Source organism: Methylobacterium sp. PvR107, from assembly GCF_017833295.1.
Lineage (GTDB): Bacteria > Pseudomonadota > Alphaproteobacteria > Rhizobiales > Beijerinckiaceae > Methylobacterium.
Genome location: NZ_JAFIBW010000001.1, coordinates 5,791,938 through 5,808,063 on the forward strand (window position 1 = coordinate 5,791,938; position 16,126 = coordinate 5,808,063).

The window sequence follows — 16,126 nt, forward strand, 5'->3', positions numbered from 1 at the left end:
GCCGGCCCCGGCGGGCGGCGTCCTACGCCCCGTCGAAACGCCCGCTGGCATGAGCCAGCATGGTGTAGACCTTGCCGGTCTCCGAGGTGAGGTAGGCGTCGGTCCGCTTGGCGTCGCTGTCGTTCTTGACCACGTCGCCGAGCAGGCGCTCGAACTCGCTGACGTAGCGGTCGACGCTGCGGCGGAACTCCGCATCCGACCGGTAGCGGCGCTGGATCTCCGCGAAAGTCGCCCGGCCCTGCGGCGTGTAGATCCGCGGGTCGAACAGGTTCGGCTCGCCGCGCCGGTAGCGTTCCCACAGATCGACCGCGGTCCGGTGCTCGATCATCTTGGCGATGTCGGTCGAGATCGTGTCGAGGGCGATCCGTCCGGTCTCCGCGGCGGCCGGCGACGAGGCCCGGCGCCCTGCCGGTGCGGCGGCCGCCGCGTCCGCCGCGGGCGCCGCCTCCTCGTCGTCGTCCAGGGAGGCGCGGGTCAGCAGGTCGGACAGCCAGCCGCGCTTGTCTCCGGCCTGGGCCGGGCCGGCGGTGCGGACCGGGGCCGCCGGGCGCTGCGCCTCGATCCGGGCCGGGGCCGCCGCGGACGCACGCGGTGCAGCCCCGGGGGCCGGCAAAGCCGGCGCGGCGGAGGCCGTCGGCGCGAGGGGCGTCGCGGCGGCCGGGCCGGCCGGCGCAGCCGCGACGGCGCGACCGCCGCCCTCGGCGACCCGGCGTTGGGCCAGCGGCTGGGCGACGTCCACAGTGCGGCCGGAGCGGGAGACCAGGGACGAGAGCTCGTTGAGCGCCTTGATCTGGTCGGCCACGACCCGGCGCATCTCGCCGGTCGCGTCCTGCGTCTCGCGCGGCAGTTCGAGCACGCCCTTGGCAAGCTCGGCGCGGGTGGCGTCGAGCTCACCGCGGATCGAGCCCGTCATCTCGCGCAGGGCCGAGAAGGAGTCGCCGAAGCTGGCCTGAGCCTCCTGGAAGCCGCTGCGCATCTCGCGGGCCGCCTCCTCGATGGCCTGCCGGACGCCCTGGGCGGCCTTCTCGCCCTCGGCGCTGGCGCTGTCCTTGAGGTCGGCAAAGGCGCTCGTCACCGAGGCGCCGGCGCCCTGGGCCGACTGGGCGAGGGATTCGCCGACGCTGCGGGCGCGCTCCTCGGCGGCGCGCAGCGTCTGCTCGATCGTCTGCGCGAGGGCGCTGCCGTTCTGCTCCAGAGCGGCGGCGCGCGCCTCGAAGGCGCTCATGGCCTCGGTCAGGGCGGTTTCGCGGCCCGACAGGGCCGTTCCCAGACGCTCCTCGATCGCGGCCAGCGAGGCCGCGGCCCGGTCGAGCGCCGCCACATGCACGGCGGTCTGCTCGCCCAGGGAGCGGCCGCGGCCGTCGAGGGTCTCGGCCAGCCGGGCGGCCTCGCGCAGAGCCCCGTCGGCGGCACCCCGCAGCGACTCGACCTGGGCCGAGACGCCCGCACTGGCCCGGCCGGTCTCGGCGGCGATGCGCTCCAGAGCGCCCTGGACCTGCTCGATCCGGCCGGCAAGGCCCTGCTCGATCGCACCGAGATTGGTGTCGGCGCCGGCCACCAAGTCTGTGAGGGCCGTGTTGGCGGCCTCGATCCGCTGGAGCAGGGCGCCCAGCTCCTGGCCCATCCGGTCGTTGGTCTCGAACAGCTCCGAGAGGGTGCGGCCTGCGCCGTCCTCGACGGCGGCGCGCAGCAGCTCGGCCGAGGCCCTGGACTGCACGGCCAGCTCCTCGGTCCGCTCCCGCAGGCTCTCGGCCAGGGGCATGCCGGTCTCGGCAAGCGTCCGCTCGATGGCCTCGGCCCGGTCCGCCAGGGCCCGGGACAGGTCCATCATCGGCCCGTCGATGGCGGTGCGCAGGCGCTCGACATGGCCGTCCAGGCTGTCGCCGACCGCGCGGCCGCTGCCCTCGACACTGGCGAGCAATGCGCCGCCGCGCTCCTCGATGGCGCGGACCAGGGTCTCGGCACTCTCCGCGAGGCGGCGCGACAGGGCCTCGCCGCGGGAATCCACCAGGGCGCCGAGCGCCATGGCGCGCCGCTCGAACCCGGCCCCGAGGGCTTCCGTACGGGCATCGATCAAACCCGCCAGGGTGGCCTCGCGGCGGCTGAGCGTCTCGGCCAGCGCCGCGTTGTGGGCGTCGACCTGCTCGGCATGGGCGCGCGCCCGCTCGTCGAGGGCGGCGACCAGGGCTGCCGTGCGCTCGTCCATGAGGCCCGCGAAGGCGTCGTGGCGGTCGTCGAAGGCGGTGGCCAGCGTGTCGGCGCGCTGCGCCACCAGGGTCGCGAACAGCCGCATGCGGCTGTCGATGCGCTGGGTGAAGGCATCGGCGCGGGCGTCGACGCCGCGGGCCAGGGCCTCGCTCTGCGCCTCAACCGCCTGCGCCAGGGCCGCCGTGCGACCCTCCACGACGCCGTCGAGGTCGCGCAGCCGGGTATCGAAGACCTCGACCAGCGCGCCGGTGCGGCCTTCGGCAGCCGCCACCAGGGCCTGGCTGCGGTCCTCCAGAAGCCCCTCGATCGAGGCGCGCGCCTGCTCGAACGTCGACCGCAGAGCCTCGATGCGCGCGTCGACCCGCTCGGACACGTCGCGGCCGGTGCCCTCGACGATCGCGCCGAGGCGGCTCTGCACCCGCTCGAACAGGGCCTGCAGCTCGCCCGAACGCTCCCTGAGGGTCTCAGCGAGACGGGTCTCGCGCTCCTCGAGCAGGCCGGCGATCGCCGGGTTCACCTTCTCGATCGTCGCCTGGAGGGACTGGGTCCGGTGCTCGATCGTCCCGGCGATCTGGCGGCCGCGGCCGTCCACGAGCCGGTCGATCTCGCCTTGCGCCCGCTCGAACAGGCCCTGCAGATCCGCCAGGCGGGTATCCAGCATCTCGGCCATCTGGGCGGGCGCCGCGTCGAGGGTCGTGCGCAGGCTTTCGGTCCGGGCCCCGATGGCGTCGGCGACCTCCTGGCCGCGCCCGTCAACGAGCTCGCGCAGGCCGGTCTGGGCCTCCTCGAACAGGGTCTGAAGACGCTGGGTCCGGGCGTCGAGGGTCGCGGCAAGCTGGCGCTCGCGGGTCTCGACCAGCGCGGAGACGGCGGCAGGCGCCTCCTCCAGCACCGCGCGCAGCGACTGGATGCGCGCATCGACCGTGGCGGCGAAGCGGCCGCCGCCGCCCTCCACCACCGCGTCGAGGGCGGATTGCGCCTCCTCGAACAGGGTGCGCAGGGACTGCGCCCGGGCGCTGAGAGTCTCGGCGAGGCGGTTGCCGCGCCCCTCGACCAGGCCTTCCAGAGTGCCCAGCCGCTCGTCGAACAGGCTGCCGAGCTGCCGGGTCCGGTCCTCGAGGGCTCCGTTCGCGGTGCCGAACGCCCCATCCAGGGCAGCGACCAGCGCCCGGCCGCGGCCGTCGAGCGCCTCGTTGATCGGGCCCATGCGGCCGTCGAGAGTCGCGGCCAGGGTGCCAGCGTGGTCGTCCAGCATCACGCGGATCTGGTTGGTGCGGTCGTCGAGCAGCGTGTGAACCGTGCGCACGCCGTCATCGAGCAGGCCGCTGATATCGGCGGTGCGGCTCGAGAGGGTGTGCCCGAGGCGACCCTCGCCGGCATCGAGCATGCGCTCGGCATCCGCGATGGTCTGCTGGAGCTTGGACAGCACGCTCTCGCCGCGCTGGTCGATCAGCTCGGCGAGCGACGTGCCGCCGCGGTCGAGCAGGCGGGCGAGTTCGGTGATCCGGGTGCCGATCGCCCCGAACACGGCCCGACCCTTCTCGTCGAGCTCGCCCGACATGGCGGCGATGCGCTCGTCGATCAGGCGGCCGAGGAGGTCCGCGCGCTCCGAGAAGGCGGCGCGGACGGCCTCGGTGTGAGCCGTGAGGGCCGCATCGGCGCTCTCGCTGCGCTCGTCGACCTGCCGCACGAGGGCCTCCGTGCGGGCCGTCAGCGACGCCTCCAGGGCGCGGGTGGAGTCCTCGATGGTCGCCGTGAGGGCGCGGACGCGCTCGCCCATGGCGCCGTCGAGGCCGCCGGTACGGTCGGAGATCATCGCCACGAGGTCGCGGGTCCGGCCGGCCAGCTCCTCGTCGACCGCACGGGTGCGGGTCTCGATGAGGCGGATCGCCTCGAAGGCCTGGACGCCGAAGCTCTCGTCGACGAGGCGGGCGCGCTCGTCCAGGGTCTCGGCGATCGCCTGGAGGCGGCCGATCACGCCGGCGTCGAAATGGCCGGCGCTCTCCTCGATCCGGCGGGCGATCTCGCCGGTGTGCCGGGCGATGTCCTGGCCGAGCCCGCTGGTGCGGCCCTCCAGCATCTCGATCAGGCCGCGATGACCCTCGGCCATGATCCGCGCCATCTCGTCGGTGCGGGCGCGCAGCGCCTCGTCGACGGCGCCGACGCGGCTGCCCAGATGCCCGTCGATGTGGCTGACGAGGTCGGTCACGGCCGCCCCGATCTCGGCGGCCCGCTGGGCGGAGCGCGTCTCGAGGCCCCCGAGCTGGGTCTCGATCAGGCTCCCGGCCTCCTGGGCCCTGGCCGTGATCGTCTCGGCCACCGCCTGCCCCTTGCCGGTGAGGAGACGGTCCATCTCTTCCAGGCGGGCGCCGACGGTCTCGCCGAGCGCCGCCGTGTCGCGTCCGATCCGGTCGGCCAGGATGTCGCCGCGGGCGATGGTTTCCTGCAGGGCGGCGAGGCGGTTGCCCAGGGTCTCGTCGATCGCCCGGACGCGGCCGTCGGCGGTCTCGGCGAAGCTCGCACCGGTCTGGCTGAGCGTGTCGGCGATGCGGGCGCCCTGGCTCGCCACCGCGAGCACGATGTCGCGGCCGGTGCCGCTGATGCGGGCCTGGGTCTCGTCGGCGTGGCTGGCGAGCAGCTCGGCGACGCCGCGGCCATGCGCGCCGAAGGCCGCCTCCATCTCGCCGATCCGGGCGGCGAGGTCGGCCGAGACCGCGCGGGCGGCCTCGGCGAGGCTGCCGGTGGCGTCGCCCGTGCGGGCGGCAAGCTCGCGGTTGAGATCGTCGAGGGCCGCCCGCACGGCCGAGACGGCGGCCATGCCGCGCTCGCCGAGTTCCGTGCCGGCGCGGTCGGCGGCGTCGCGGAAGCGGGCCGTCAGGATCGCGGTCTCGGCCTCAACGGCGCCGGTGACCTCGGCGGAGGCGTTCTGCAGGGTCTCCAGCGCACCGGCGAGCCGGGCAGCCGCGTCGCGGGTCTGCGTCTCGGCGGCATTGCCCGCCTGGTCGGCGGCGGCGCGCAGCGCCTCCGCGGCTTCCGCCGTGCGCGCCGCGAGAGCGGCGGCGGATTCCGCCACCCGGTGCTCGAAGATCTGCACGGCCTCGGCGGCGCGGCCGCCGATCGCGCCGGACAGCCCCTCGACGGTGCCCTGCAGGGAGCCGACTGCGGCGGCGGCCCCGGCCTCGAAGCCCTGCCCGAGAGCCGCGAAGGCGGCCTCCAGGCTCGCCGTGGCCTCCTGTGTGCGGTGTGCGAGACGACCGCCCGCGCGCTCGGCCGCGTCGGCGACCCGGGTCTCCAGATCCGCGGCGCGGACCGTGACGGTCTCGTCCAGGCGCGAAGCGATGCCGTCCATGCGGTCCGTGAGGGCACCCCCGCGGTCCGAGAGCGCCTCGGCAATTTGCTCGGCGGTGTCGATCAACGCGTCGCGCACCGTGCCGGCGCGCGCCGTCAGGGTCTCGCCGGCGCCGCTGGCCGCCAGCGCCAGGGCGGCCTGCGCGTCGCGCCCGCGGCCCTCGATCGTCTCGGCGACGGACAGGCCCGCGCTCTCGATCTCGGCGCGGAGGGCGAGACCGCGGCCGGCGATGTCCTCGGTGAGGGCGGAGCCGGTCTCGGCGAAGCGGGCGGTGATCTCGGCGCCCATCGTGCCGAAGCGCTCGGTCAGCTCCGAGCCGCGCGACAGGAACACGGTCTCAAGCCCGGTCACCGAGCGCTCGAAGCTCTCGCGCACCGTTCCGGCCTGACGCTCCAGCGCTTCGCTCACGCGCGCGCCCGTCTCGGCGATGCTCTGCGCGAGGGTGCCGGCATTCTCGGACAGGCGGCCGGCCAGGGTGGTGCCCGCGGCCTCGAAGGCGCCGGTCGCCTCGCCGGCGCGGCTCTCGAAGGCGCGCGTCAGGGTCTCGCCGACCTCCTGGAGGGTGCCGCGCACGTCCTGGCTGGTGGCCGCGAGATTGTCGATCAGGTCGCTGCCGCGGGCCGTCATCAGGCTGACCACCCGGTCGCCCGCGTCGCCCAGGGAGGCGGTGATGGCGGCGCCGCGGGTTTCCAGGGCACCGGTCACCCGCTCGCCCGCGCCGGTCACGGCGGAGACGATCCGGTCGGAGGCGCCCTCCAGGTCCTGGCTCAGGCTCTGGTGCGACCCGGTGATGGCGCTACGCACCCGCTCGGCGTTGGTGACGATCGCCTCGCGTTGCGCCACCAGCTCGTCCACGAGGGAGCGGATGCGGATCTCGTTGTCGGAATAGGCCCGCTCCAGCGTGGCGATCTCGCCGCGGACCAGGGTCTCCAGCTCGCCGGCCCGGGCGAGCGCCCGCTCGACGCCGTCGCCCACCGCCGCCACCTCGCGGCGCACCGTCTGCGACATGGTCAGGACGGCGTCGGTGGAGAAGCTCTCGGGCTCGGCCAGACGCACCGCGACCTCGCCGACCGCACGGGCGACAAGGCGCATCTCCTGGGCCCGCACCGCGAGCATGGCGGCGATCACGAACAGCACCACCGGGCCGAACAGGGCGGCGGCGCCGACGCTCGCCTGCAGGGCGGTCAGGCTCGAGACGACGGCGCGCAGGTCGCCGTCGGACTTCGACCACGCGATCAGCACCAGAGCGCCGATCCAGACGAGGCCGGCGGCGAGCGCGAGCAGGTAGGGCTTGGGCGAGGAGCGCACCCGCAGGGTCTGCTGCAGGATGCCGATGTTGCGCCGGTCGTCGTTGGCCACCAGCGAGCGGTCGGGGGGCAGGAGCCCGCCCTCGCGCCGCGGGCGGTCGAGGCCGGGCGGCGGCAGGTCGGAAACGAGCGGCGCGTCGAGATCGAGGCGCGGCGGCATGGTGCGGCCGGCCTGATCGAGGCCTCCGTCGAGAAGCGGATCGGCGTCGCCGACATCGGGGAGGCGCGGCTCGGCGCGGCCCTCGATGCCGTTCGGCGTCAGGGCGTCGAGGTTCAGCGCCTGCTCGATCGCAGAGAGCGCGGCCTCGGCCGGGTCCTTCAGCTTCTTCTCGGTCGCCATTCAACGCCTCGTTACACGGGTTCACCGGCGCCTGGAGAGGCTCATGCCGGAGACGCAACGCCCCGTTTACCATTACAAGCGTAAACTCGGGCAGCGATTGCCGATACCCGAGCCGCCGACCGGCCCCAGAAAACGTTAACCGAATGGTTACCGGGGCCGCCGCCTTTCGGCCGGGCCATCTTGCAGCAGACGGACCCGTCTGCGCGATCCCCCCGCGGCGAATCGGGGGGTGAATCATGGGGATCGGTTCGACAACCCCCAGAAGAATGCGGAGTTCGGGAGCCGGAGCATGCAGGCCATCGACCGTGCGGCCCTCGCTGCGCAGACCGGCAGCGACGCCGATCTCGCCCGGGAGGTTCTGGACCTGTTCGCCGGCCAGTGCCGGTCGATCCTGCCGCGCCTGACCGATCCTGCCCTGCCGCGGGACCAGCGCGCCGACCTCGCGCATACGCTCAAGGGCTCGGCCGCCGGGGTTGGAGCGGTTCAGGTGCGCACGCTGGCCGACACCGCCGAGACGCAGCTGCGGTCCGGCACCGGACCCGTCTCCCTCGGCGCCCTCACGGACGCGGTCGCGGCGGCGCTATCCGAGATCGCGGTCGCGCGGACCTGACCGCCGCCGCCCCGGGCGCCGCGACGCGCGCGTTCTTGCAATGCGGCGATCGATCCCGGACCGGCGTCAACCGCCGCGCTTGCATTCCGCGTTTCCAGCCGCCAAGCAGGCACGCCGCCCGTCGGACAGATTGCGCTCGACGCGAGCCCGGAGCCCCCAGCATGCCCAAGATCACCTACGTCGACCACGCCGGGACGGAGCGGACCGTCGAAGGCAGTGTCGGCGCGACCGTGATGGAGACGGCGCTGCGCAACAACGTCCCGGGCATCGATGCGGAGTGCGGCGGCGCCTGCGCCTGCGCCACCTGCCACGTCTACGTCGCCGACGCGTGGATCGAGACGGTCGGCAAGGCGCAGGACATGGAGCAGGACATGCTCGACTTCGCCAGCGACGTGCGCGAGAATTCCCGCCTGTCGTGCCAGATCAAGATCACGCCGGCGCTCGACGGCCTCGTGGTGACGACGCCCTCCCAGCAGGGCTGACACGGCAGCCGTTCAGGACGTTCGGTTCTCTCCCGTCAGCGCGAGCGCAGTGAGGCCGTAAACCCACCTGTTATCGCACGAGAGCCCGCGCAGCGGCGTCGAGCCCCTCCAGGGTGAGCGGGAACATCCGGCCGGCGACCAGCCGCTGCACCATGCCGATCGACTGGGTGTAGCCCCAGTGCGTCTGGGGCACCGGGTTCAGCCACGCCGCCTTCGGGAAGTGGTCGAGGAGCCGCTGCATCCAGACGGCGCCGGCCTCCTCGTTCCAATGCTCCACCGAGCCGCCGGGCGTGGCGATCTCGTACGGGCTCATCGAGGCGTCGCCCACGAAGACGAGTCGGTAGTCGCTGCCGTAGGTGCGGACCACGTCGAGCAGCGGCGTCTTCGCCTCGTGCCGACGCCGGTTCTCGGTCCAGACCGCCTCGTAGGGGCAGTTGTGGAAGTAGTAATGCGCGAGGTGTTTGAACTCCGAGCGCGCCGCCGAGAACAGCGCCTCGGCCTGCTCGATGTGCCAATCCATCGAGCCGCCGACATCGAGGAACAGCAGCACCTTCACGGCGTTGCGCCGCTCCGGCCGCAGCTTCACGTCGATATAGCCCTGGCGCGCGCTCGCGCGGATCGTGCCATCGAGGTCGAGCTCCTCGGCCGCCCCGGTCCGGGCGAAACGGCGCAGGCGCCGCAGCGCGAGGCGCATATTGCGGGCGCCGATCTCCCGGTCGTCGTCGAGATCCTTGAACGCACGCTTGTCCCAGACCTTGACCGCCCGGAAGTTGCGGTTGCCGTCCTGGCCAATGCGGATCCCCTCCGGGTTGTAGCCGTAGGCGCCGAAGGGCGAGGTACCGCCGGTGCCGATCCATTTCGAGCCGCCCTGGTGGCGCCCCTTCTGCTCGGCGAGGCGCTGCTTCAGGGTCTCGAACAGCTTGTCCCAGCCGAGCGCCTTGAGCTCGGCCTTCTCGGCCTCGGTCAGGTATTTTTCCGCGAGCTTGCGCAGCCACTCTTCGGGAATGGGCGTGGGCTCCACCGCCTCGCCGAGGGTCTCAAGCCCCTTGAACACCGTGCCGAACACCCGGTCGAACCGGTCGAGATGCGCCTCGTCCTTCACGAGCGCCGTGCGCGACAGGAAGTAGAACGCCTCCACGTCGTGACCAGCGAGGCCTCGGTCGAGGGCACCGAGAAGCGTCAGGTACTCCGTCAGGGAGACGGGCACCTTGGCGTCCCGGAGGGCCGTGAAGAACTGCAGCAGCATCCCCGGAGAACGCGCCACCCGGAGGCGCGGGTCAAGCCCGGCCGAATCGAGGATGGCAGCGCCGAGCTTGGCAAAGATTTCAGACCGTGATTCCGAATCTTCGCCGGTGGTCGACAAGATGCAATGTCATGAACAGCGCTGAATCAGACGCCTGCGGGAGTCTCTCCGCACAAATGGGACTCATAACCTGGGCATAACTCGCCGAATCTGTTGATATGTACCCGGACAACCCTGGCCCGGTCACTCAATCGGTCATGGGAATCGCTCAACTCGGTACATCGAGTGTGTGCGGACGCGGCGACGCGGTTCGTGCAGGGCAAGCGAGGAGACCCGCGATGGCGGTCATCCTGCGGAATCTGGCGGATTTCAAGCGGTTTCTCGGGAAGCCGGGCGCGACGATTCAGCTGGTGCGCAACACCTTCATGGACCGTCAGCCGGACGCGACCCGGGAGGCCTACCGAGACAAGGGCATGTACGCGCCGCGGGCCGTGCAGGCCCTGTCGCGCAAGGCCGCGGTGTTCACCCTGCGCGGCTATCCCGGCACGGTCTGGCTCTACTGGGACAAGGGCGCGCGCGGCTGGCGCTTCTCGGGGGACAGCGTGACGGTGCCCCTGGTCACCGGCCTCGGGCCGCCGGATGAACTGGTCTACCGGTGCAGCTTCGCCGACGGGTTCGAGCCGGCGCCGCGCAGCCGCGTCGCCCGCCGGCCCAAGCACGACGACGCGCATTCCGCCCCGCTCTGAGCGGAGGATCGCGGAGCTTCGGCGGCGCGCGGGCGACCGGCGGTAGCGCTCAGCGCGCACCCGCCGGTGGCCGGCCCGCACCCTGAACTCGGTCGGTATCTGCCCGAAGCGCTCGTGAAGCGGCGGGAGAAGTGCGCCTGACTGGCAAATCCGCACTGATATGCGACGAGCCCGAGCGGCACGACGAGATTGGCCGGATCGGCCAGCTTCGCCTGCGCGCTGCAGGCGGCGCTCCCATATCCGGTCCATGCGCGCGACGTTCTCCGCGCCGGCGACCTCCTGAAGCCGGCGGACCGAGATGTTGAGCGCGGCCGCACATCGCTGGTCGACAGGCCCTCGACGTCGATGTGGTCGGTGATGACGGCCTGGGCCCGGGTGAGGATTGCGGCACCGCTCAGCCACCGGGGCGGATCCGCCTCCAATCGTTCGGCGAGAAGCCCGCCGCGACGATGGGGAAGCTCGTCTGTGCGGCGGTGATCGACGCCCCGACGGCGTGTCGGCTCGGTCCGAGGGCTTGGTCGAGAGCGGCGCGCGGGACGAGGAAACTGATGACGTCGAGGCTCTCGGGATGGGCACTCACGCAGGGCTGGGCCGTGTCGATCAGCGAGATGCCGCCGGACACGGCGTCGTGGTAGCGGCCCTGCGCGGAGTGCCAGGTCCGCCGCGATCCGAGGATGATGGTGTCGTCATCCGTATCCGATGACCGGAGGTGACACTTCCGCCGCTCCATGGTGCGCGCGCCGCCGCAGTGATGGCACACCTTGATCGTACTGACAGCGAACATGTCGAGGCCGGCATGGAACCCCTTACGCTGATAGCCGACGAATTCGAACACGCCGACCGCATCTCGACAGGCGTTCCCCCAATACTCGATGCCCGCATCTTCGGCACGTCGTCCGTGCTCATGCTGAAGGTCGCGTACCGGGCGATGATGCGGCCGGAGCCTCTGCCGTGAACGCGGTCTTGCGGCTCGCTCATCGCCGTTTGCCCGACGCGATCCATCACTCGATCGGGTTCCGCGCCCGAACCGATCCTCTCAAGGACGAGGACGGTCGTTCCCCGCCTCCGAACGGGGCACGACCGGGACGTTTGACATGTCCCTCTGCTCCTCGGCCGCTTCGCCCCCCCCGACCGGTTCGATGCCCGCAGCGGTCGCGATCATGCAATCGATGACCCGAAACATAAAGCACGGACGACAGAATGACTACAGAATTATATAGATAGACGGAACTGTTATCGATAAACAATAATTTGGACGTCGTAAGCATTGTTTTACGTTAGAAATAACATCTAATATTGATAAAACTACGGCTCACCACTTTCAGATATTTGATACGCGGCAGAAATCACGCAACCTTGATCTTGATCGACGCGTCCGTTGTCGCGATATCGCGCAGGCGCCGGAGGCACAGCTGCCGCAGACGGGTCCGGAGGCGCCGATATCGGCGCGCCCTCCCTGGCAGGCCGGGCGCGACGGTGAACCGGCACGCGGCTGCAGCGCCGCGCCCGGCCTCGTTCATTCGGGACGTATCGGAGATTGGGGCAGGCCTTGCACCGGAGGCGGTGGCTCCGGCGGGGAGGTCACGCCTCCTGGCCGGCCGCCACTTCCTGACGCTCCGGTTCCCGCTTGGCCGACGGCTTTCCCAGCGTCTTGCCCACCGTGCGGCGGGCGCGGAAGATCGGCTTCGCCTCGCTCTCGCGCTTCTTCAGCAGGGCGCGATACTCGTCCCGGCGCTCGTGGATCGACGCGATGACGAGTCCCATCGGCACGCCGACATCGACCAGCACCGCCTCCGACAATTGCAGCGAGGCCTCGATCGTTTCCGGCACCGCGTCGTCGACGCCGAGTTCGTAAAGGGACGAGGCATGGCGGGCGTCGCGGGCGCGGGCCACGATGGTCAGGTCCGGCCGCTCCGCGCGGGCCGCCGACACTGCCGCCTCGACGGCACGCGGGTTGTCGAGGGTCACCACCAGGGCCCGGGCCGTGGCGATGTCGCAGCGGCGCAGCATCTCGGTGTTGCCGCTGTCGCCGAAATAGACCGGCGCGCCGGCGCGACGCTGCTCGGCGACCCGGGCGGCGTCGGAATCGAGGGCGAGATACGGGATCTTGTGCCGCTCCAGCATCTCGCCGACCTGCCGGCCGACGCGGCCGAAGCCCGCCACGATCACCCGATTCTCCACCCGCTCCGGCCACGGCTCCGCCTTGACGGCAGCCTGGGCGCTGGCCGTCGCCCGCATCTTGAGCCGCCGGCCGATCGCCGCCAGAGCCGGGATCATGATCATCGTGACGGTGGTGACCACCAGGGCGGCCGCCCCAACCTCCTCCGGCACCAGCCCGGTCGCCATGGCGCCGCCGATCAGCACGTAGGCGAACTCGCCGCCCGGCCCGAGCAGCAGCGCCGTCTCCAGGGCCACGGGCCGGGGGATCTTCAGGACGGGGGCGGCCATCATCACCACGGCGGCCTTGATCAGGACGAGCGCCAGGGACAGGCCGAGGATCGCCCCCGGCGACGCCATGAGCTGGGCCGGGTCCAGGTTCATGCCCACCGAGACGAAGAACACGCCGAGGAGCAGGCCCTTGAACGGGTCGATCGTCGCCTCGATCGCCCGGCGATACTCGGTCTCGGCGAGCAGCAGGCCGGCCACGAAGGCGCCCAGCGTCATCGACAGGCCGCTCGCCGCCGCGGTCAGCGCCGTGCCGACGATGACCAGCAGGCAGGCCGCCATGAACAGCTCCGTAGAGCGCGTGCGCGCCACCAGCTGGAACAGGGGCCGCAGGGCGAGGCGCCCGGCGACCACGATCAGCACCAGCGCGACGGCGGCCTGGCCGAGCGCCATGGCCAGCGCCCAGCCCTTGTCGCCGCCGTCGTCGCGGCCGAGCACCGCGATGGCGAACAGGACCGGCGCCACCGCCAGATCCTGGAACAGCAGGACCGCGAAGCTGGTGCGGCCGGTGGGCGCATTGAGCCGCTTCTGTTCGGCCAGGACCGGCAGCACCACGGCGGTCGACGACAGGGCGAGGCCGATGCCGACGATCGCCGCGCCGGTGAGCGGCACGTTGAGTCCGTAGAGGATCGCGCCGAGGATCAGCGCGGAGCAGCCGACCTGCAGGGAACCGAGGCCGAAAACCAGGCGACGCAGGATCCGCAAGCGTTCCCAGGACAGCTCGATCCCGATCATGAACATCAGGAAGATCACGCCGAACTCGGCGAGGTGCGCGATCTCGGCCCGGTTGCCGATGGTGAAGAGATGCACGTAGGGGTGCGCATCGGCCAGGCGGCCGAGGCCGAAGGGTCCTAGCAGGGCGCCGGCACCGATGAAGCCGAGAACCGGCGAGATCCTCAGGCGGTGGAACAGCGGCACCACGATGCCCGCCGTGACGAGGAATAGGATCGCTTCCTTGTAGGAGCCCGAATGAACTCCTGAGATCTGGACCTCTGGCATCGGCGGCGGATCGAACCTCGTCTCTCGGGGCGGCGGGGATGCCGATCACGGCAGCGCGATCATGGGTCGGGCCTGTCCTGGGAGCAACCTGTTTCGACCCCGGATCGGTCCCGCGCAGGTGCGTTCCGACACAAGCCGGATACACGGCCGGGGTGAGACATTTCGGTCACCGGCACGCGGGATGCAGACGGCCATCCAGAGGATGCGTGCAGTGAAGACGTGCAACGCGGCGCAAAATCGGCACAATGCGCGCATACACGCCTGAGTTAACCGGCGGTTAAGCTCGGCAGGGCCGTGCCCGAGACTGGACCCGATGGACGCGACGAGGCCGATGATCTCCATCAAATCGATATTTAGCGGTCCCGCTTCGCCACCCAACCGCGACCTCAAGCGCGAGCAGCGCGAATGGAAGCTGGAATCAGATCGCTGGCACCACCAGCGCCACGTCGACAAGGGCTACCGCATCAAGTGGGGCTACGTGGCCATCGCGTACCTCGTCGAGTTCATGGTGATCGGCGCCTCGCTCTGGGGCGCGTGGCTATTCGCGGGCGTCTACAGCGACGGCGACTGGCACGCCTTCTACTTCATGCTGCTGGCGCCGCTGGTCTACGCCGCGGTTGAGCTGTGCCGGGTGCCGCTCGGGATCCTGGCCCGCACCCAGCGCTCCTACTTCGTGCGCGGCCTCGCGGTGCTGGGCATCATCTTCGCCGCGGGCGTGACCACCAAGTCGGTGTCGCAGCTCGGCGAGATGATGTTCCATCCCCGCCTGATGGAGGCGGCCCGCACCAAGACCGCCCTGAAGGACGCGCAGGCCGACCGCGCCACGATCGGCGACCGGATCAAGGCGGCGGACGAGCGCGTGGCCCAGTACACGGCCGAGCTCGACCAGATCGAGAAGCGCTCCGCCGACAACGCCCAGCAGCTCGCCGGCCTGCCGGCCCAGCGCTGCGAGCGCGTGTTCGGCACCAACAGCAAGGGCCGCAAGTACCAGAACCTGAAATGCGTGGCCGACCCCCGCGTCGCGGCCCTGTCGCAGGGCGTCGCCAAGGCGTCGGCCGACCGCGCCGGGATGATCAAGGACCTGGAGGAGGCCCGCAAGGCGCGCGCCGCCCTCGATCCGGGCGCCGCCGACCGCCGCGTGGCCGATGCCGAGCAGGGCTACCGGAACGCGGTCAACCGCTCGCAGCTCCACTCGTTCACCGCCATGGTCTACGGCGTCGATCCGATCGACGTGACCGAGAGCCAGGTCCACGCCTTCCTGCGGATCTTCGTGTTCCTGCCGGCGATCTGCGCGGCCTTCGCGTCGACGATCCTGGCGCTCTGCGCGGTCTCGACCCGCCGGACCTTCATGGACGAGGACGATCTCGGCGCCGCCGTGAACCCGGAGGCCGCCCCCTACATGCTGGACGCGATCGCCGACGCCCTGCGCTCGCATCCTGAGCCGATCCTGCCGCGCGCCGCCAACGCCTCGGGCGCGGTGATCCCGATGAACCGACCGGCCCAGGGCCAGCAGCCTCTGCCCAACCAGACCCTGCCGGGCCAGACCCTACCTGCCGCGGGAGCGGGCGCATGAACTACGTCGCGGGCGGAACTCCTGAGAACATCGCCCTCGCCCAGCAGGTAAATTCCCGTCTGCGGGCGGATTCGAGCTACGTCGCCGCCCGGGCGTTCCTGTTCCGGGCCCTGGGCTTCGGCGCCTTCGCGTGCCTCGCCGGCATCGGCGTCGGGGCGGCGGCCTATGGCTGGGCGACCCTGAACCAGTTCGACACCGCGGCGGAGAAGATCGCCGCCGCCATGCAGGCCGCGCTCTCGAACGTGACCCTGAAGACCAAGGGCGAGGTCACGCTCACCGACAACACCCTCAAGCTCGAGGGCCTGCCCAAGGTCGCCGCCTCGCCGACGCCGACCAAGGCGCAGCTCGGCAGCGACGCCGCCCCGGCCTCGAAGGCGGCGGTGAACACCACCTTCACGGTGTTCAAGCAGGTGCCCTATCTCGACGGGCAGATCGTGACCGGCTGGAACTTCAAGGACAGCGCCGACCAGCCCTACCAGCAATATTGCTACTTCTCCCGCCGCTCGAACGAGGCGAAGGGTCAGGTCGAGATCAAGATCGACCTCGCCATGGACGGCAAGACCCTGCCGCAGCCGCAGAAGTCGGACGTCAACCTCGAGATCCTGGCCCGGAACTGCGTCTGGCACGAGAAGGGCTGATCAGGCCCCGAGGTTTAGCGCGGACATCCAATCCTTACCCGCATCCTGAGGTGCCGGAGCGGAGGCCTCGAGGGAGCCTTCCAGATCGCTCCGAGATCCCTGGAGCCCTCCTTCGAGGCTCACTGACGCGGGCATCTCAGGATGACGGCGGGGGAGTCGGATCCAGCGTCGCGCTTGCGACCCTGT

The 16,126-nt window shown here is 71.4% G+C and carries 9 protein-coding genes; 5 read left to right on the forward strand and 4 right to left on the reverse strand.

Features of this window, described 5'->3' with window-relative positions; genetic code table 11:
- Positions 1-22: 22 nt before the first annotated feature.
- A complete protein-coding gene (locus JOE48_RS27455) occupies positions 23-7,204 on the reverse strand; it encodes a hypothetical protein (protein WP_210034590.1) in 7,182 nt (2,393 codons plus the stop codon).
- 289 nt (positions 7,205-7,493) lie between these two features.
- Here JOE48_RS27455 and JOE48_RS27460 point away from each other — a divergent pair, with 289 nt between their 5' ends.
- Both JOE48_RS27460 and JOE48_RS27465 read left to right on the forward strand, forming a co-directional pair.
- Entirely contained in the window at positions 7,494-7,814 is a 321-nt protein-coding gene (locus JOE48_RS27460) for an Hpt domain-containing protein (RefSeq protein ID WP_210034591.1), read from the forward strand.
- A gap of 161 nt (positions 7,815-7,975) precedes the next feature.
- A complete protein-coding gene (locus JOE48_RS27465) occupies positions 7,976-8,296 on the forward strand; it encodes a 2Fe-2S iron-sulfur cluster-binding protein (RefSeq protein ID WP_192708394.1) in 321 nt (106 codons plus the stop codon).
- Between the two features lie 70 nt (positions 8,297-8,366).
- Here the strand turns inward: JOE48_RS27465 and JOE48_RS27470 are convergent, their stop codons facing one another.
- A complete protein-coding gene (locus tag JOE48_RS27470; protein WP_210036094.1) occupies positions 8,367-9,542 on the reverse strand; it encodes a vWA domain-containing protein in 1,176 nt (391 codons plus the stop codon).
- A gap of 335 nt (positions 9,543-9,877) precedes the next feature.
- On the opposite strand from JOE48_RS27470, the gene JOE48_RS27475 reads away from it, so the two are divergent.
- A complete protein-coding gene (locus tag JOE48_RS27475) occupies positions 9,878-10,285 on the forward strand; it encodes a hypothetical protein (RefSeq protein WP_210034593.1) in 408 nt (135 codons plus the stop codon).
- A gap of 394 nt (positions 10,286-10,679) precedes the next feature.
- Here JOE48_RS27475 and JOE48_RS27480 read toward each other — a convergent pair whose 3' ends face one another.
- A complete protein-coding gene (locus JOE48_RS27480; protein WP_210034595.1) occupies positions 10,680-11,120 on the reverse strand; it encodes a hypothetical protein in 441 nt (146 codons plus the stop codon).
- A gap of 746 nt (positions 11,121-11,866) precedes the next feature.
- The gene (locus JOE48_RS27485) at positions 11,867-13,729 is read right to left on the reverse strand and encodes a cation:proton antiporter (protein ID WP_210034602.1); all 1,863 of its coding nucleotides are present in this window, start codon (positions 13,727-13,729) and stop codon (positions 11,867-11,869) included.
- A 313-nt stretch (positions 13,730-14,042) separates the two neighbouring features.
- Here JOE48_RS27485 and JOE48_RS27490 point away from each other — a divergent pair, with 313 nt between their 5' ends.
- Together JOE48_RS27490 and JOE48_RS27495 are read left to right on the forward strand one after the other, a co-directional pair.
- A complete protein-coding gene (locus JOE48_RS27490; RefSeq protein ID WP_210034603.1) occupies positions 14,043-15,302 on the forward strand; it encodes an ATPase in 1,260 nt (419 codons plus the stop codon).
- On the forward strand, positions 15,299-15,940 hold the full coding sequence (locus tag JOE48_RS27495) for a hypothetical protein (RefSeq protein ID WP_210034604.1): 642 nt from the start codon (positions 15,299-15,301) through the stop codon (positions 15,938-15,940). The genes JOE48_RS27490 and JOE48_RS27495 overlap by 4 nt, the downstream gene beginning before the upstream one ends.
- Positions 15,941-16,126: the final 186 nt, after the last annotated feature.